At 66.1% G+C, this 17,473-nt stretch carries 16 protein-coding genes; 10 read left to right on the forward strand and 6 right to left on the reverse strand.

All coding sequences use genetic code 11. From position 1 onward, the window contains the following. Both KVP70_RS26040 and KVP70_RS26045 read right to left on the reverse strand, forming a co-directional pair. A complete protein-coding gene (locus KVP70_RS26040) occupies positions 1-237 on the reverse strand; it encodes a hypothetical protein (RefSeq protein WP_217945330.1) in 237 nt (78 codons plus the stop codon). 99 nt (positions 238-336) lie between these two features. Continuing rightward, a complete protein-coding gene (locus tag KVP70_RS26045; protein ID WP_217945331.1) occupies positions 337-1,044 on the reverse strand; it encodes a substrate-binding periplasmic protein in 708 nt (235 codons plus the stop codon). Positions 1,045-1,268: 224 nt separating this feature from the next. On the opposite strand from KVP70_RS26045, the gene KVP70_RS26050 reads away from it, so the two are divergent. Beyond that, entirely contained in the window at positions 1,269-1,592 is a 324-nt protein-coding gene (locus KVP70_RS26050; protein ID WP_217945332.1) for an energy transducer TonB, read from the forward strand. Positions 1,593-1,599: 7 nt separating this feature from the next. Here the strand turns inward: KVP70_RS26050 and KVP70_RS26055 are convergent, their stop codons facing one another. The 3 genes from KVP70_RS26055 to KVP70_RS26065 are packed head-to-tail and all read right to left on the reverse strand — an operon-like array spanning position 1,600 to position 4,167. Next, complete coding sequence (locus KVP70_RS26055) at positions 1,600-2,190, reverse strand: TadE/TadG family type IV pilus assembly protein (RefSeq protein ID WP_217945333.1); 591 nt, start codon at positions 2,188-2,190, stop codon at positions 1,600-1,602. Beyond that, positions 2,177-2,650: a TadE/TadG family type IV pilus assembly protein gene (locus KVP70_RS26060; protein ID WP_217945334.1), complete on the reverse strand. Its 474-nt coding sequence runs from the start codon at positions 2,648-2,650 to the stop codon at positions 2,177-2,179. Before KVP70_RS26060 ends, KVP70_RS26055 begins: the two co-directional genes overlap by 14 nt. Continuing rightward, on the reverse strand, positions 2,647-4,167 hold the full coding sequence (locus tag KVP70_RS26065; protein ID WP_217945335.1) for a pilus assembly protein TadG-related protein: 1,521 nt from the start codon (positions 4,165-4,167) through the stop codon (positions 2,647-2,649). The genes KVP70_RS26060 and KVP70_RS26065 overlap by 4 nt, the downstream gene beginning before the upstream one ends. A gap of 178 nt (positions 4,168-4,345) precedes the next feature. Between KVP70_RS26065 and KVP70_RS26070 the strand changes: the two genes are divergently transcribed. The 9 genes from KVP70_RS26070 to KVP70_RS26110 all read left to right on the forward strand — a co-directional run bounded on the left by KVP70_RS26070 (position 4,346) and on the right by KVP70_RS26110 (position 16,910). Beyond that, positions 4,346-4,717 (forward strand): VOC family protein, encoded by a 372-nt coding sequence (locus KVP70_RS26070; protein ID WP_217945336.1) that lies wholly within the window; start codon positions 4,346-4,348, stop codon positions 4,715-4,717. Between the two features lie 249 nt (positions 4,718-4,966). Then, entirely contained in the window at positions 4,967-6,232 is a 1,266-nt protein-coding gene (locus KVP70_RS26075) for an ABC transporter substrate-binding protein (RefSeq protein WP_217945337.1), read from the forward strand. A 73-nt stretch (positions 6,233-6,305) separates the two neighbouring features. After that, the gene (locus KVP70_RS26080) at positions 6,306-7,322 is read left to right on the forward strand and encodes a LacI family DNA-binding transcriptional regulator (protein ID WP_217945338.1); all 1,017 of its coding nucleotides are present in this window, start codon (positions 6,306-6,308) and stop codon (positions 7,320-7,322) included. A 76-nt stretch (positions 7,323-7,398) separates the two neighbouring features. Beyond that, a complete protein-coding gene (locus tag KVP70_RS26085; RefSeq protein WP_217945339.1) occupies positions 7,399-8,700 on the forward strand; it encodes a glycoside hydrolase family 5 protein in 1,302 nt (433 codons plus the stop codon). A gap of 4 nt (positions 8,701-8,704) precedes the next feature. Next, on the forward strand, positions 8,705-10,069 hold the full coding sequence (locus KVP70_RS26090; RefSeq protein WP_217945340.1) for a GH1 family beta-glucosidase: 1,365 nt from the start codon (positions 8,705-8,707) through the stop codon (positions 10,067-10,069). A gap of 31 nt (positions 10,070-10,100) precedes the next feature. Then, a complete protein-coding gene (locus KVP70_RS26095) occupies positions 10,101-12,629 on the forward strand; it encodes a glycoside hydrolase family 3 protein (protein WP_217945341.1) in 2,529 nt (842 codons plus the stop codon). Between the two features lie 21 nt (positions 12,630-12,650). Next, complete coding sequence (locus KVP70_RS26100; protein ID WP_217945342.1) at positions 12,651-13,940, forward strand: sugar MFS transporter; 1,290 nt, start codon at positions 12,651-12,653, stop codon at positions 13,938-13,940. Positions 13,941-14,264: 324 nt separating this feature from the next. Continuing rightward, a complete protein-coding gene (locus KVP70_RS26105) occupies positions 14,265-15,836 on the forward strand; it encodes an oleate hydratase (RefSeq protein WP_217945343.1) in 1,572 nt (523 codons plus the stop codon). Between the two features lie 39 nt (positions 15,837-15,875). Further along, positions 15,876-16,910, forward strand: coding sequence for a hypothetical protein (locus KVP70_RS26110; RefSeq protein WP_217945344.1), 1,035 nt, complete (start codon positions 15,876-15,878; stop codon positions 16,908-16,910). On the opposite strand, the gene KVP70_RS26115 is transcribed toward KVP70_RS26110, so the two are convergent. Beyond that, positions 16,902-17,366, reverse strand: a complete 465-nt coding sequence (locus KVP70_RS26115) for a hypothetical protein (protein WP_217945345.1) — start codon at positions 17,364-17,366, stop codon at positions 16,902-16,904. The two genes, KVP70_RS26110 and KVP70_RS26115, sit on opposite strands and share 9 nt — an antisense overlap. Positions 17,367-17,473: the final 107 nt, after the last annotated feature.

Raw genomic sequence — 17,473 nt, forward strand, 5'->3', positions numbered from 1 at the left:
TCAGGCCGGCTTGAGCGGCAGTGCCTGCTGGCGCGCGAGCAAATGGCGATCCATCAATACCTGGAAGCGGGAGGCGCCTTGGTGGATCAGGCGCTGGTCGGTAAATTCTTGGTGCTTCAGGAAATAGTCCGATTCCGGCACCGTCAGGCCGATCAGTGTTTCGTCGCCGCATTCATCAACAACCAATGCGCCGACCATGTTGAGGAATTCTCGCCCACGGCTGGATAGATAGAGCATTCCGCTCTCCAATTGTTCTTGATCAAAAGAACAGTGTAAGCGGCGGCGGCCGGCGTTCGTTGCGGACTTCGCTTGCAAGAGTGTAGGAGGAACGCCCGCCTAGGACCCGGCGGCGACACGCTGTTGTATGTTTTCGATAATCTTGTCGGCGCGCATCTGGCGCAGCACGGCGGCCAGCTGCGGCACCAGCGCCGCGTGCTTCTTGTGCAGGTAGTGGTAGACCGGGAAGGCGGCCAGCGGCGGCGCCAGCATCACCACCTCGTCCAGCTTCAGTTGCTTGATCACGGCCATGCCGGACAGGCGGTTGCCGACCACCACGTCGGTGCGTCCCACCATCATTTTCTGGAAAGCCTGGGTCATGGTCGGCACCGCCTCGGTCTTCATGCCGATGGTGTTTTCCTGCACGATCTTGATGCCGCGCACGTGGCCGATGGTGTAGGGCTTGAGGCTGTCCCAGCCATTGAGGATGAAATTGGTGCCGTGCGTGAAGACCACGATCTCGTAGGTCAGCAGCGGCACCGGCACGATGATCAGGTTGCCGTAGCTGCGGTCCATGCCCAGCTTGCGATACAGCTCGCCGTCCATGCGGCCTTCGTTGGCGTAGATCAGGGTGCGCTCGCCGGGCAAGCGGTGCACCGCCAGCTGGTAGCCCAGGCGATTGTAGGCTTCGCGCAGCACCAGCTCGGCGACGTCCGTGGCGGGATCGTCGCCGACCAGGGTGGAGACGTTGACCACCGGCTTGGCCGGCGCCGCCATGGCGGGCAGCCACGGCAGCAATGCCAGCCGTATCAGGGAGCGGCGCTTCATTTGCGTGTGCTTTCAATCATGAAGCCAAGTCATCAGCATATACGCTGGCGCGTCGCGATGCCACTAGTATCGTGGCGGCGCCAGTTTTGCATAAAAGCAACACTCTCGCCGCCCGCCATCGACAGGCTGGCGTGCGCCAGCGTAGGATCGAAGTGCGCCCGGCGGCATCGCCGTCGCCGGCGGCAACCAGGGGTCATCCCCTCACTCCACCATAAGGAATATCCATGAAACGTTATGCCATTGCTGCGCTCAGTCTGTTGTCGGTCACGTTGCCGGCGCTCGCCGCCGACAAGATGGCGACGCTCGACCCCAAGGTGCCGTGCGTGATCGAGTACCCCAAGGCCTCGCTGATGAACGAAGAGAAGGGCACGGTCGTGCTGAGCCTGAAGCTGACGGCCGACGGCAAGGTGCAGGAGTCCAAGGTCAGCAAGTCGAGCGGCTTCAAGAACCTCGACAAGGCGGCCTCGACCAGCATCACCAAGTGCAAATTCCTGTCGCCGGGCGGGGATCAATGGCAAACCCTCGAGTACGTGTGGAAGCTGGAATAAGCCGGCGCTAGGGACACAGCGGGCTGCCGGCCTGCAAGCCGAGCGACTCGGCCTTGACGATCGTGGTCGCGGTCGGCAAGGTCGCCGGCAGGCTGAACAAGGGCACCACGGCCTGGTAGCTCACCGGGTCGCAGCTGTTGCCGTTCGGCGCGCACAGCCGCACGCGCACGAAGCGGATGCAGCTGGCGCCGTTCGGATCGGCGACGCAATTGAGGCGCGCACGCGCCACGCAGGCCGGCAGGCTGCCGCTCGGGATGGGCGTGAGCGTCAGGTCGCCATTGGCCGCGCGCGCCAGCGACAGGTAGTCGATGCGCAGGTGGGCGTCGGTGACGGGCTGGCCCAGCGTCAGCATGCCGGGGCCGGTGCGCATCAGCGCCGTCTGGCGCACCAGGTCCATCACGGCCGGGTCGCTGAAGTCGCTCACGGCGGCCAGCGCGGCCGCGCGCCGCGTCACCTCCTGCAAGGTGTTGAGCAAATACATGGCGCGCGCCACTTCCATGACGGCGAACAGCAGTGTGAAAAACAGCAGCGACAACAGGCTGAATTCGATCGCGATCGTGCCGCGCGGCAAGGCGCGTGCTGGCCTAGTTGCCGACATAATGCATCGTCACGGTGACATTGAGCTGCAGGCCGTTGCTGCCCACCAGGTTGTAGGAAATGTCGGGAAAGACATCGTCCTCCAGCAGGGTGATGATTTGCACGCTGACGGTGGTGGGCACGGCGAAGCCGCCGCACAGGCCGCCGTCGCAATTGACGCCGACCGCGGGCGGGTAGCTGCCGGCGCTGGCGCCGGCCAGCTCGGCGGCGACGAGGGTGCGCGCGGCGGCCTGCACGTCGGCGACGCGGGCCGGCGATTTGTAGTCGATGGTGGCGCACGAGGCCAGGTAGCGCGCGGCGTCGTGGGCGGCGCGGTGCATGATCTGGTAGTGGTACAGCGCGCGCCCGAGGAACAGCGGCAGCGCCAGCAGCAGCACAAAGACCGGCAGGATCAGCGCCATTTCCACAGCGGCGATGCCGCGCGGCCGGCGCGATGGGCGGGACGGGGCGGGCCGGCTCATGGCAGCAGCTCGACGGCGCCGCCCAGCGCCTGGTCCGGCACCGCGCCGGCGAATTCGGCGGTCAGGGCGGTGGCGCTGGCGGGCACCGTCATGAAGAATTTCCCCACCGCCAGCACAGTGGCGCTGACGGTGCCGCCGGCCGGCAGCGGGCAGGCCAGCAGCGCCACGTTGAGCACGCGGCGCTGGCGCAGGCCCGGCAGGTTGGCGGCGGACGGCGCCTGGTAGTTGGCGCCCGCCACCGCCAGGTAGGGCGTGCTGGCCGGGTAGCCGCTGGCGACCGGCACGCCGGGCGCGTACAGCGTGGGCCAGTTGCTGGTGGCGTAGGTGCTGTAGCCGGTGGCCGGTTCGGCGGCGCCGGCCACGTAGGACGCGAAGGGCACGGCCTTGGCGTAGGACCACAGCGGGCCGTAGTCGGCGCCCAGCGTGCCGGCCGGCGAGGGCAGCGGATCGGCCACGGTCCACAGCTTGCCGTTGGCGGCGTCGGCGACCTTCTTGGCGCCCTGGTTGTTGCGCGCCGTGCTCATCCAGGGAATCGCCGTGTAGACGTAGGACTTGACGTTGGCGTCGGGCGGCGCGCCGTTGGGCGAGCAGGCGCCGCCGGTGTACTGGTCGAAGCGCGAATTGAGCTGCGGGTACTGGCTGGCCAGCGGGAAGCCGCGGCTGACCGTGATGGCGCCGCCCTGCAGGCGCGGGATCTGCAGTGTGCCGGCGCAGACATAGGGACTGAGCACGCTGTCGGCGGTGTTGGCGGCGTTGCCGGGGCTGCCGGGCGGCGACAGCGGGTCGATGGCGAAATGCTCCGGCGCCAGGCCGTTCGGGTTCAGTTGCATCAGGTCGTAGCCGACGCCGCGCCGGAAGCCGTACTCCACCAGCTCGTTGAGCGGCCCCGACCCGCCGGAATTGACGCGGGCGGCGGCCGGCGTGTTCGACAGCGCGCACACCGCCAGCGGCGTGGCGGCGATGGTCAGGCGGCCGGCCACCGCGCGCGCCGCGGTGCTGACCGTGTCCAAGCCGCTCCCCAGCAGCCGTATGAACACGGTCTGCAGCTGGCCGTGGGCGGCGTCGAGCAGGCCGCTGTCGGCGCGCACGTACAGCAGGCCGTCCGGCGCGGCCTGGGCGGCGCCGGCGTTGAGCCAGTTGCCGGCCGCGTCCGGCGAGGCGCTGAAGCGCAGGGCGGCGCTGGACCAGGCCACCGGCAACTGGCCGAACTGGTAGTGCACGCCGGCGGCGGCGTCGGCGGCCTTGGTCAGCGCGCTGGCGACGCCGGCGCTGGTGCCGTTCAGCTCGCGCGCGGCGGCCAGCGCGGTGGCGTCGGCCAGCAGTTGCAGCTCGGCCTTGCGGGTGTACAGCTGGCCGAGGTCGAGCGCCATGCCCACCAGCAGCAACAGGCCGACCATGGCCACGCCGAGCATCAGGGCGAAGGCGCCGCGCTGCCGGCGCAGGGCGAGGGCGCCGCGCAGCCGGCGCAGGGCGAGGGAGCCGCGCAGCCGGCGCGGCGTGCGGCGTTGGGTGTCCATGCGTGGCCTCCTGGGTGTCGATACCGCTACAGTCTATCCACGTGGAAATATTCGCAGTTGATCGGGGACAAGCGCGACGCTCCTGACAGAAACTGTCACAGCCTGCCGTTAGCATTCTGTTCATGCGGCGCCGGGACAGCGCGCCGCGCCTACCTTAATCACCTCAAGGAGAACCCCCATGATCAGCCCTAACTTTGTTCTGTTGTACGTCGAGGACCCGGTCGCCAGCGCCACCTATTACGCCGACCTGCTGGGCCAGCAGCCGGTGGACGTGGCGCCGACCTTCGCGCTGTTCGTGCTGGCGTCCGGCCTGAAGCTGGGCCTGTGGTCGCGCGACCATGTCGAGCCGAAGACGCTGGCGTCCGGCGGCGGGGGCGAGTTGTGCATCAGCGTCGGCGACCGCACCGTGGTCAACGACATGCACGCCGACTGGTCGGCGCGCGGCGTGACCATCGCCCAGCGTCCGGTGGCGCTGGACTTCGGCTACACCTTCGTGGCCGTCGACCGCGACGGCCACCGCCTGCGCGTGTTCGTGCCGGAAGGCGTGTAAGCGCGGCGGCGGCCGGCCCGGCGCCGGCTGCCGCCATTTGTCGGTTGACACTCAAAAACAATGAATGCTATATTCGTCCGCATCAATTGGTAACGTTTCCAAAGCTTGTTGCAATACCGTGTCTCTTCGGTCGCGAAGTTGCCGGCGCCCTGTGCGGCGCCGGTTTTTTTGCCCGGGACGGCGGCAACGGCTAAGATCGCAAACCAGACCAGCACAGCGCCGGGGCACATCGGCGCACAAGGAGACAGGATGAGCAAACATCGTAGGGGCGGCGCGGCCGCGTCGCTGCTGGCCGCGCTGGGCGTGGCCGTCGCCGCCGCCGGCGCCGGCCACGCGGCCGCGCCGGCGGCCGGGCCGCGCGCCGAAGTGATGCACTGGTGGACTTCCAGCAGCGAGTCGGCCGCGGTGCGCAAGTTCGCCGAGGCCTACCGCGCCGCCGGCGGCGTCTGGGTCGACACCGCCGTGGCCGGCGCCGACCAGGCCAAGGCGGTGGCGATCAACCGCATCGTCGGCGGCAATCCGCCCAGCGCCGCCCAGTTCAACACCACCAAGCAGTTCCGCGACCTGATCGACCAGGGCTCGCTCAACAACGTCGACGACATCGCCGCGCGCGACCATTGGGACCAGCTGATGCCGGCGGCCATGCTCGACGTGATCCGCGTCAAGGGCCATTACTACGCGCTGCCGGTCGACCTCCACATGTCGACCTGGATCTGGTATTCGAAGGCGGCGTTCAAGAAGGCCGGCATCGTCAAGGAGCCGGCCACGCCGGATGAACTGTTCGCCGCGCTCGACAAGCTCAAGGCGGCCGGCCTGGTCGGCCTGGCGCACGGCGGCCAGCCGTGGCAGGAAAACATCGTGTTCCAGGCCATGCTGGCCAACGTCGGCGGCCGCGAGCTGTACCTGCAGGTGCTGCGCGAACGCGACCCCAAGGCGCTCAATTCGGAAGCGTTCAGGAAGGTGCTGGTGGCCTTCAAGCGGCTGCAGGGCTATGTCGACGCCGGCTCGCCCAACCGCAACTGGAACGACGCCACCGCCATGCTCATCAGCGGCAAGGCCGGGGTGCAGATCATGGGCGACTGGGCCAAGGGCGAGTTCGCCGCCGCCCAACAGAGCGCCGGCAAGGACTACGGCTGCATCGCCGGCCTGGGCCCGGCCGTGCCCTATCTGATCCAGGGCGACGCCTTCGTGTTCCCGAAGACCTCCAACGCCGACGCCGTCAAGGCGCAGAAGCTGCTGGCCACCACCATGCTGGCGCCGGCCGCGCAGCTGGCGTTCAGCAAGCTCAAAGGCTCGCTGCCGGTGCGCAGCGACATCGACGTGTCGAGCATGGACGCCTGCGCCCAGGCCGGCATGGCGATCATGAAGGACAAGGCGCGCCCGCTGGGCATGATCGAGGTCTACCTGACGCCCGACCAGAACGGCGCGCTGCAGGATGTGCTGACGGCGTTCTGGAACACCCGCATGCCGGTGGAGAAGGCGCAGAAGAGCATCGCCGCCGCGCTGCGCGACTGAGCGCGCCGGCGCGCTTGTCACCGCCGGGCGCGATGGGGTATGCTTGCCGCCGACTGAACGGAGAAGGGAAGCTGTGGCAACCATCAAAGACGTAGCCCGCCTGGCGGGAGTAGGGCTGGGCACAGCGTCGCGCGTGATCAGCGGCAAGGGTTCGGTGTCGCAGGCGACGCTGGAAAAGGTGCGCAAGGCGATCGAGGAGCTGGAGTTCCGGCCGTCGCACGCGGCGCGCTCGCTGCTGTCGGGCAGCTCGCAGATGATCGGGGTGTACATCCCGTATTTGAGCGGGACGTTCTACACGCCGATCCTGCAGTCGATCTACACGGCGCTGCGGGCCAGCGGCTTGAACATGGTGGTGGCCTTCGGCGTCGGCGAGGGCGATGCGCGGCAGCAGGCGATCGAGGGCGTCAACTTCCTGATCGAGCGCGGCAGCGACGGCTTGATCGTGATGAGCAACGCGCTGGAGGACGAGGATTTTGTGGCGCTGGGGCCGTTCCAGTCGCGGGTGGCGGTGATCAACCACGGCTACGCCAGCATCGCCGAGCAGTGCTTCACCGTCGACCACGAGGCCGGCGGCCGGCTGGCGGCGCGCACCCTGCTGGAGCTGGGCCACCGCCGGATCGCCGTGATCGCCGGCCGCGCCAGCGCGCCGGACAACCAGCAGCGCATCGCCGGTTTCATGGCGGAGCTGGCGGCGGCCGGCATCGCTCCGGCGTCGGTGTGGATGGAGGATGGGCAGTTTTCGCCCGAGGGCGGCTGGGCCTGCACCGAGCAGCTGCTGGCGTCGGGCTACGCATACACGGCGGTGTTTTGCGCCAACGATGAAATGGCGGTGGGGGCCTTGTCCTGCTTCCAGCAGGCGGGAGTGGCGGTGCCGGAGCAGGTCTCGGTGCTGGGATACGACGACACGCACAGCGCGGAATTCACCGCGCCGCGCCTGAGCAGCGTGCATATCCCGTGGAGCGAGATGACCTTGAACGGCCTGAACTTCCTGCTCAACCGCTGCTACGAGCTGAAGCGGCCGGTCGAGCGCGCCTACAGCGTGCAGGTGACGCAGCGCGCGTCGCTGGCGCCGCCCGCTGAGCAGCGGTAAAGAATGAGGGTGTGCGCCGGTCGCACGCTCTTTTTTTGTAGTATATTGGAAACGATTCCACACGGAGAGGCGCTGGATGGTCACGACACGATTGCTGAGCACCGCCTGGCTGGCGACAGCCCTGCTGGCCGGCGCCGCCGAGGCGCAGGGCGGGCCGTCCTTGCTGCCCATGCTGCACACGGAGGGCGCGCGCTGGCTGGCCGCCGACGGCAGCGCGCCGGCGCTGCGCGGCGTCAACCTGGGCAACTACCTGATCCAGGAATTCTGGATGATGGGCCAGGGCGGCGCCGGCATCGACGACCAGTGCAAGCTGGAGGCGGTGCTGGACCGGCGCTTCGGCTACGCCCAGCGCGAGCGCCTGTACGCGCTGTACCGCGACAACTGGATCACCCGGCGCGACTGGGACATGCTGCCCAAACTGAAGCTGAACCTGGTGCGCCTGCCCTTCATCTACAGCGTGCTGGAAGATGAGAAAAATCCGCGCCAGCTGCGCGCCGACGCCTGGCGCTACCTGGACCAGGCCATCAATGAGGCCGAGCAGCGCGGCATCTACGTGATCCTCGACCTGCACGGCGCGGTCGGCTCGCAGGGCTGGGAACACCACAGCGGCTGCGCCGGCCGGAACCAGTACTGGGACACGCCGGAATACCAGGCGCGCACCATCTGGTTGTGGCAGCAGATCGCCGCGCGCTACAAGGACCGTGGCGCGGTGGCCGGCTACAGCATCCTCAACGAACCGTGGGGCACGACGCCGGAAAACCTGGCCGTGGTCATGGACACGCTGTACCGCGAGATCCGCAAGGTCGATCCCAACCATGTGATCATCCTGCCGGGCCACAGCAAGGGCATAGACGCCTACGGCAAACCGTCCGAGCACGGCCAGGTCAACGTGGCGTTCGAGATGCATCCCTATCCCGGCCACTTCGGCTGGGGCAAGCCGGGCGCCGACGTGCACCGCGACTGGCTGCAATGCGGCGCCGGCGGCAAGGGCGGCGTCTGCGCATGGAAGGCCCAGCAGGAAAAGCTGGACACCGCCTACTTCATCGGCGAATTCCAGCCGTGGGCCTTGATGGGCGCGGAGCTGGGCGGCCAGGTCACGCGCGCCAGCTTCGATGCCTACGTCGCCAACGGCTGGGCCTCGACCGCCTGGTCCTACAAGCTGCTGTCCAACCGGGGCGGGCAGGGCAAGGGCAGCTGGGGCATGGTGACCAACGCGCCCGGCGCCCGCATCCCCAAGCTGGACTTCAACACGGCCTCGCTGGCCGAGATCGAAAACCTGTTCCGCCTGTTCGGCAGCGTGCCTTACGAACCGCAGCAAGCCGTCATCAAATGGATGAACGCCACCGTACCGCCCACTCCCTTCGCCCACAAAAACTAAAACCATGACCATGATTCTTACCGACCTGCCTACGGCGATCCAGCGTTCCGACTTTGCCAGCGACTTCCTGTGGGGCGTGTCGACATCGGCCTATCAAATCGAAGGCGCGGCCGCCGAGGACGGGCGCGTGCCGTCGATCTGGGACACCTTCAGCGCCACGCCGGGCAAGGTGCGCGACGGCTCCAGCGGCGCCGTGGCCTGCGACCACTACCACCGCTGGGAGGAGGACCTGGACCTGGCGCAGTCCATGGGCCTGAACTCCTACCGCTTCTCGATCGCCTGGCCGCGCATCTTCAACGGCGTCGACGCCGAACCGAACGCCAAGGGACTGGCGTTCTATTCGAAGCTGGTGGACGGCATGCTGGCGCGCGGCCTGCAACCGTGGTGCACGCTGTACCACTGGGACCTGCCGCAGTACCTGGAAGACCAGGGCGGCTGGGCCAACCGCGCCACCATAGCCGCCTTCCTGCATTACGCCGACGTGATCAGCAAGCACCTGGGCGACCGCGTGCAGCACTGGATCACGCACAACGAGCCGTGGTGCACGGCCATGCACGGCAACTGGGACGGCATGCACGCGCCGGGCAACAAGAGTCTGCCGCTGGCGCTGCAGGTGTGCCACAACGTGCTGGTCTCGCACGGCCTGGCGGTGCCGCTGATACGCGCCAACGTGCCGGGCGCGAAGGTCGGCATCGCCCTGAGCCTGCACCCGGTCAAGGCCGCCAGCGACAGCGCCGCCGACCAGCAGGCCGTTGTGCGCCACGACGCGCTGCGCAACCGCTGGTTTCTCGATTCGCTGTATGGACGCGGTTATCCCGAGCTGGCGCTGCAACTGGTGGGGCAGGACGCGCCGCAGGTGCTGCCGGGCGACATGGAGGCGATCGCCGCTCCGATGGACTTCCTTGGCGTGAACTACTACTTCCCCGAGGTGGTGAAGGACGCGCCGGACCAGTATCCGCTGCGCACCTCCATCGTCTATCCGCAGGACCGCCAGCGCACCGACTTCGGTTGGGAAGTGTCGCCGCAAGGCCTGGTCGAATTGCTGGAGCGCGTGGCGCGCGATTATCCGACCGGCGATTTGTACGTGACCGAAAACGGTTCATCGTATGACGATCACCTGGACGCGGACGGCGCCGTCAACGACACGGCGCGGCGCGATTACCTGATCCGCCACCTGGCCGCCGTGCGCGACGCCATCGCCGCCGGCGGCAACATCAAGGGCTACTTCGCCTGGAGCCTGCTGGACAACTTCGAATGGGCGGAAGGCTATCTGCGCCGCTTCGGCCTGACCTACATCGACTACCCGACGCAAGGCCGCATCCTCAAGCAGAGCGGCCAGTGGTACAGCGCCTTTCTGCGCGAAGCATAAAACAACATCAACAACGGAGACGACTACACGAATGAAGACCAATAACCACATCCTGCGCCGCGCCGTGCTGGCCGCCACGCTGGCGCTGGGCGGCGCCATCGCAAGCGCCGCCGCGCCGGCCGCCAAGCCGCTCGCCGACTGGCCGCACATCACCAGCGCCGTGAAGCAGGACAAAGCAATGGAAGCGCGTATCGCCAAGATCGTCGCCGGCATGACGCTGGCGCAGAAGATCGGCCAGATGACGCAGCCGGAAATCAAATTCAGCACGCCGGACGACATCCGCAAGTACTACATCGGCTCCGTGTTGAACGGCGGCGGCAGCTGGCCGGACGGGAACAAGCACGCCAGCGCGGCCGACTGGGTCAAGCTGGCCGACGCCTACTACGACGCCTCGATGGCCACCGACATGAAGGTGCAGATCCCGGTCATCTGGGGCATCGACGCCATGCACGGCAACAGCAATATGTACGGCGCCACGCTGTTCCCACATAACATCGGCCTGGGCGCGGCGCGCGACGCCAAGCTGATAGGCGAGATGGCGAAATCGGTCGCCAAGGCGGTGCGCGCCACCGGCATCGACTGGGTGTTCGCGCCGACGCTGGCCGTGGTGCGCGACGACCGCTGGGGACGCACCTACGAATCCTTCTCCGAAGACCCGGCCATCGTCAAGGACTACGCCGGCGCCTACGTCAAGGGCCTGCAGGGCGACCTGAAATCGGACAACAGCGTGGTCGCCACCGCCAAGCACTTCATCGGCGACGGCGGCACGGCCGAGGGCAAGGACCGCGGCGAGAACCAGTCGACGATGGCGGACATGATCAACATCCACGCCCAGGGCTACTACCCGGCGCTGCAGGCGGGCGTGCAGACGGTGATGGCGTCCTTCAACAGCTGGAACGACGTCAAGGGCGGCAAGGACCACGGCAAGATGCACGGCAGTAAAGAGCTGCTGACCGACGCGCTGAAGACCAAGATGGGCTTCGACGGCCTGGTGGTGAGCGACTGGAACGCCATCGCCGAAGTGCCGGGCTGCGCCAACGACAGCTGCGCCGCCTCGATCAACGCCGGCGTCGACATGGTGATGGTGCCGGAACACTGGAAGGCCTTCATCGCCAACACCATCGCGCAGGTGGAGAAGGGCGAGATCCCGATGGCGCGCATCGACGACGCGGTGACCCGCATCCTGCGCGTGAAACTGCGCGCCGGCCTGTTCGACGGCAAGAAGCCTTCGCAGAACATCTACGCCGGCAAGCAGGAGCTGCTGCAGGAGCGCGCGCTGGCGCGCCAGGCGGTGCGCGAATCCTTGGTGCTGTTGAAGAACAACGGCGGCGTGCTGCCGCTGGCGCGCGGCAAGAAGATCCTGGTGGTCGGCAAGAGCGCCGACAGCATGGCCAACCAGTCGGGCGGCTGGTCGCTGACCTGGCAGGGCACCGACAACAAGAATAGCGACTACCCGGTCAGCGACACCATCCTGGCCGGCATCCGCGACGCCGCAGGCACGGACAACGTCACCTTCAGCGAAAACGCCGCCGGCGTCGACGTCGGCAAGTTCGACGCCGTCATCGCCGTCATCGGCGAGACGCCGTATGCGGAAGGCGACGGCGACATCGGCCCATCGGGCACGCTGCGCCTGACCGGCCGCCATCCCGAGGACCTGGCGGTGTTGCAGGCGGTGGCGGGCAAGGGCAAGCCGGTGGTGACGGTGCTGGTGACCGGCCGTCCGCTGTTCGTCAACGATCTGCTCAACCTGTCGGACAGCTTCGTCTCGGCGTGGCTGCCTGGCACCGAAGGCAAGGGCGTCTCGGACGTCTTGTTCCGCAAGGCCGACGGCAAGGGCTATGTGGACTTCCACGGCAAGCTGTCGTTCTCGTGGCCGAAGTCGGCCTGCCAGTCTCCGCTGAACGTTGGCGACGCGGCCTACGATCCGCTGTTCAAATACGGCTATGGCTTGACGTATTCCAGCAAGGGCGCCTTGCCGCTGCTGGATGCCGGCTATCCGGCCGGCGGCTGCGGCAAGACCACCGCAGTGCCGGTGTACGCGCCGGCCGACCGTTCGACCTACGCGCTGTATGTCCACAGCGGCGGCCAGCGCGTGGCTTTGGGCGCGGACCTGAACGCCGTCTTCAAGCTGCCGACCGTCACCGTCGAAACCGCGCAGATCAACACCCAGCAGGACGCCAAGCGCCTCACCTGGACCGGCGTGGCCAAGTTGGAGGCGCAGGCGGCCAAGGCGCAGAAGCTGCCGGCCTTCGCTGCGACCGACGGCGCGCTGCAATTTGATGCTATCGTGTCGGCTGCGCCGCAGGGCAAGGTCAGCGTCGGCATCGAAACGGTGGAGCTGGACGCCAGCACCGTGTTCCAGCGCGTGGCGGGCAAGGGCAAGCAGACGGTTAAAATCCCGTTGGCCTGCTTCAGCGCCAAGGGACTGTCGCTGGCGGCACTGAGCACGCCGTTCAGCGTGGCAGCCGATGCGCCGTTCGCCGCGAGCTTCGCCAACATCCAGATCGTTGGCGGCGCCGCCAAAGACAAGGATGCGCTGGCGTGCGGCGACTTTAAATAAAATTCAGGAGACTACCAAAGCATGGAACAATATTCCCCAGCCGTCCCGATGTCGGGCGGCCAGACGCAGAGCGGCGGCAATACCGGCCCGCTGATCATCGTCACCATCCTGTTCTTCATGTGGGGTCTGCTGACCTCACTGAACGACGTGCTGATCCCGCACCTGAAGGCGGTCTACACGCTGACCTATGTGCAGGCGATGCTGGTGCAGTTCTGCTTCTTCGGCGCGTACTTCATCGTCTCGCTGCCGGCCGGTATGCTGATCCGGAAGATTGGCTACCAGAACGGCGCCGTCGCCGGCCTGACCATCGCGGCCGCCGGCTGCGCGTTGTTTTACCCGGCGGCGACCAGCGGCTACACGCTGTTCCTGATCGCCTTCTTCGTGCTGGCGGGCGGCATCACCATCCTGCAGGTGGCGGCCAATCCCTACGTGACGGTGCTGGGCGATCCGCAGACGGCGTCGAGCCGCCTGACGCTGACCCAGGCCTTCAATTCGCTGGGCACCACCGTGGCGCCCACGCTGGGCGGCATGCTGATCCTGGCCGGCGGCGTGATGAGCTCCGCCGACATGGCCAAGCTGACCGCCGAGCAGATGGCGGCCTACCATGCAACCCAGGCGGCCAGCGTGCAAGGCCCTTACCTGGTGCTGGCGGCGGCCTTGCTGGCGCTGGCGGTCTTGTTCGCGCTGGCGCGCCTGCCCAAGATCATCGACGCCGAACAGGCGGACGGTGAAAGCGCCGGCTGGTCGGCCGTGCTGCAACACCGCCATTTGGTATTGGGCGCGCTGGCGATCTTCCTGTACGTGGGCGGCGAAGTCAGTATCGGCAGCTTCATGATCAACTTCATCGGCGACGCGAAAGTGGCCGGCCTGTCGCCTGCCGACGCGGCGCCCTTCGTCAGCTACTACTGGGGCGGCGCGATGGTGGGCCGCTTCATCGGCTTCGCCGTGATGCGCTACGTCAGCCCAGGCAAGGCGCTGGCCTTCAACTCGGCGGCGGTGATCGCGCTGGTGCTGACCGCGATCTTCAGCGGCGGCCAGCTGGCGATGTGGGCGATGCTGGCGGTCGGCCTGTTCAACTCCATCATGTTCCCGACCATCTTCTCGATGGCGCTGAACAAGCTCGGTCCACTGACCGGCCAGGGTTCGGGCGTGCTGTGCATGGCCATCGTCGGCGGCGCGCTGGTGCCGTTCGCGCAAGGCCTGCTGGCCGACACCATCAGCCTGCAGATGTCCTTCCTGGTCCCTGCGGCCTGCTACACCTTCATCCTGTACTTCGGCCTGAAATACGCCGGCATGTATTCGGAGCAGTAACTTGCCGCGGGTATATCCACCATGGGTGTACCCGCGCGCTCCTTCTAGCAAACCTGCTGAATTTTTTACTGAATCCTACTGAATTGGACTTCCTCGGGCTCAGGGCGCGCCACTCAGTAATCCGAAGCAGAATTCAGTAGATTTCAGTAAGGAGAGCAGCAGGTTTGCTAGAAGGAGTGCGTAGGTCGCCCCCTCCTGAGCGGCCGATATATTTTTGAATTTTTGATCTGGCGCATGGATATGCTGCTTTGGCGTAAAGTGCGGCTTTTTTGGCAAGACAAGCCCCACTATCATGGCAACTTACTTACTCAAAAGGGTCGTGCCATGAGCAATAACATCAAAGCATATCTGGTCGGCGGCGGCATCGGCTCGCTGTCCGCAGCCGCCTTCATGATCCGCGACGGCGGCGTCGAAGGCAAAAACATCACCATCTTCGAGGCGATGCCGCTGGCCGGCGGCAGCCTCGATGGCGGCGGCAACGCGGACACCGGCTACACGCTGCGCGGCGGCCGCATGCTCACCACCGACAACTACGAATGCACCTGGGAGCTATTCAAGAGGATACCCTCGCTGGAGCACGAAGGCCAAAGCGTCTACGACGAAACCGTCGCCTTCAACGAGATGCACAAGTCCCACTCGCAGGCCCGCCTGGTCGACCGCAACCGCTTCCGTGTCGACGTGACGTCGATGGGCTTCAGCATGCAGGACCGCACCGAGCTGTTGGCGCTGGCCGAAGCCGACGAGGAAAAACTGGGCAACAGCGCCATCACCGACTGGCTGTCGCCGGAATTCTTCGACACCAAATTCTGGTATATGTGGGCCACCACCTTCGCCTTCCAGCCGTGGCACAGCGCGGTGGAGTTCAAGCGCTACCTGCATCGCTTCATGATGGAGTTCTCGCGCATCGAAACGCTGGCCGGCGTCAAGCGCACCGTCTACAACCAGTACGATTCGCTGGTGCGCCCCTTGCAGCACTGGCTGCAGCAGCAGGGCGTGCAGATCGTCCGCAACTGCAAGGTCGACGACATCGAGCTGCTGGAGGAGGGCGGCACGCTGACCGCCACCGCCTTGCAATGTACCCGCAACGGCGAGGCCGTGACCATTGCCGTCGCCCCGCACGACCTGGTGTTCTTCCAGAACGGCTCGATGACCGACGCATCGAGCTTCGGCAGCATGCGCAACGCGCCGCCCAAGCTGGACAAGCGCGACAGCCAGGGCTGGGCGCTGTGGGAAAAGCTGGCGGTGGACCGTCCGCAGTTCGGCAATCCGGCCGCCTTCAATGCCAGCATTCCGGAATCATGGTGGGAGTCGTTCACGGTCACGCTGAAGGACCCTGCGTTCTTCGACAAGATGGAGCAGTTCAGCGGCAACGTGGCCGGCACCGGCGGCCTGGTGACGTTCAAGGACTCGAACTGGCTGATGTCGATCGTGCTGGCCCACCAGCCGCACTTCGCCGGCCAGCCGGAAGGCGTGCAGGTGTTCTGGGGCTATTCGCTGCACCCCGACCGCATCGGCAATTTCGTCGCCAAGCCCATGGCCGATTGCAGCGGCGAAGAGATCCTGCGCGAACTGTGCGGCCATCTGAATTTCGACATGGAGATCATGGCCAAGGCGAACTGCATCCCATGCCGCATGCCCTACATCACCAGCATGTTCATGCCGCGCTTTACGAGCGATCGTCCGCTGCCGGTGCCGGCCAACTCGCGCAACCTGGCCTTCGTCAGCCAGTTCGTCGAGGTGGCGGAAGATGTGGTGTTCACCGTCGAATACTCGGTGCGGGCGGCGCAAATGGCGGTGTACCAGCTGCTTGGCGTCAAGCGCGAAGTGCCGCCCGTCAGCCACCACGACCAGTCGCTGAAGGTGAAACTGGACGCGCTCGTGAAAGCTTTTAAATAGACGGCTATACTCTCCGTATCCACCACACGGGGAGTGTCCATGATTGCCGGCATCGGAAGAAAACACTGGTTTGCGTTGATCGTCTTGGTGGCCATGTCGGCGCACTACTTCTACTTCCGCGTGCCGTTCATCGCCAACGACTACGGTCGCAACATGGCCGACTGGCCTTTGCTGGGCGACCTGCTGGTGAGCTTCCCGCTGCTGTACTACTTCATGTTCCGCCCGTCATGGAAGGTTTTCCTGCTCAAGTGGCTGGTGTTCGCGATGGCCGGATTTGCCTTCGGCAGCCTGATCATCCCCAACGGTAGCAAGGACCTGTGGCGCGGCATCGAGCGGCTTTGGCCGCTGCTGGCCGTGGTGCAGGGCGCGCTGGAGCTGTTCTTGCTGTTGTACATGGTGCGTCGTATCAGGGGGCTGATGCGCCTGAGCGGCAATGCCGACCAGGCGCTGGCGAGCGCCATCCACGGCCGCTTCGCCGGCACCGGCTTCGCGCCGTTCGCGCTGTTCGAGGCGCGGATCTGGTACTACGGCTTGTTCATGCGGCGAGGCGATCAACTGCGCTTCGCCGGCCAGCAGCACTTCAGCTACGACAAGAACGACGGCAACGTCTCCAACCAGTTCGCCTTGATCATGGTGATGCTGTTCGAGATGCCGCTGTCGCACCTGATGCTGCACCTGGTGTCGGTGCGGCCGCTGTTTGCATGGGTGGTCGATGTGCTCAGCGTGTGGTCGGTGCTGTACCTGGTGGCCGAGTACCGCGCCAGCCAATGGCGGCCGGTGTCGCTGGACGACCAGGCGATCCTGATACGTTACGGCGTGTTCGCGGCCGACCGCATGGTGCCGTATCACCTGATCGAATCGGTGGCGCGTTGTGGCGACGACATCAGCCGCCAGCGCGGCCTGCTGCGCTACCGCCAGTTCGGTAGCCTGAATGTGGAGCTGAACCTGAAAGCCGGCAGCACATTGCTAAATGCCTTCGGCCGCCCGCAGTCCGTCACTCGCATTTGCATCAGCCTCGACAAGCCCGACGCCTTCGTCGACGCCGTGCGCGGCCGGCTGGCGGAATCACGCTAGAACGCCCATCAACTTTTGCATCGGACTCAGTTCAATCAGCGAGTCCGGTTCGTCAATCTCCAACATGACATCGTTGTATGCCACCGCCCGCAGAGGCTCGATTTCCTCGGCATCGGTTTGTCTGGCTTCATGCAATAGATGCTGGATGGCAGATGCGTCCAGTAGATCGGACTTGGTGATCAGCGCCGCATATTTACGCACGTCGGCATGCAACGCCGCAATTTTCTCGGCCGGGCGTATCGCGAAATTGAGTATGCCGAAAATGGAGAAAGCCGCCAGCATCCCGGTCGCTGCGACCGGCATCTGTGCTGAGATAGCTGCGATGGCGCTGCTGCCGGCCAGCAAGCTAATGAAGGTCAGCGCGGTTTGTATGCGTCGATAGAAGCGCACGCTGCGCTGGCAAAAGCGCTGTGCGTAGCGCAACTCAATCTGTAATTGCTCCTTGTCCAGTTCCATGTCATTCCCCTTTCTTCGGCTGAGGCTGCTCCGGCTTGGGTTTGCGCTTCCGGCGTTTGGGTTTGGGGACGGTCCGTGGAGGCACAAAGGATTTGGGATCCGGGAGC

The sequence above is a fragment of the Duganella violaceipulchra genome, from assembly GCF_019166075.1.
Taxonomy (GTDB): Bacteria; Pseudomonadota; Gammaproteobacteria; order Burkholderiales; family Burkholderiaceae_D; genus Rugamonas; species Rugamonas violaceipulchra.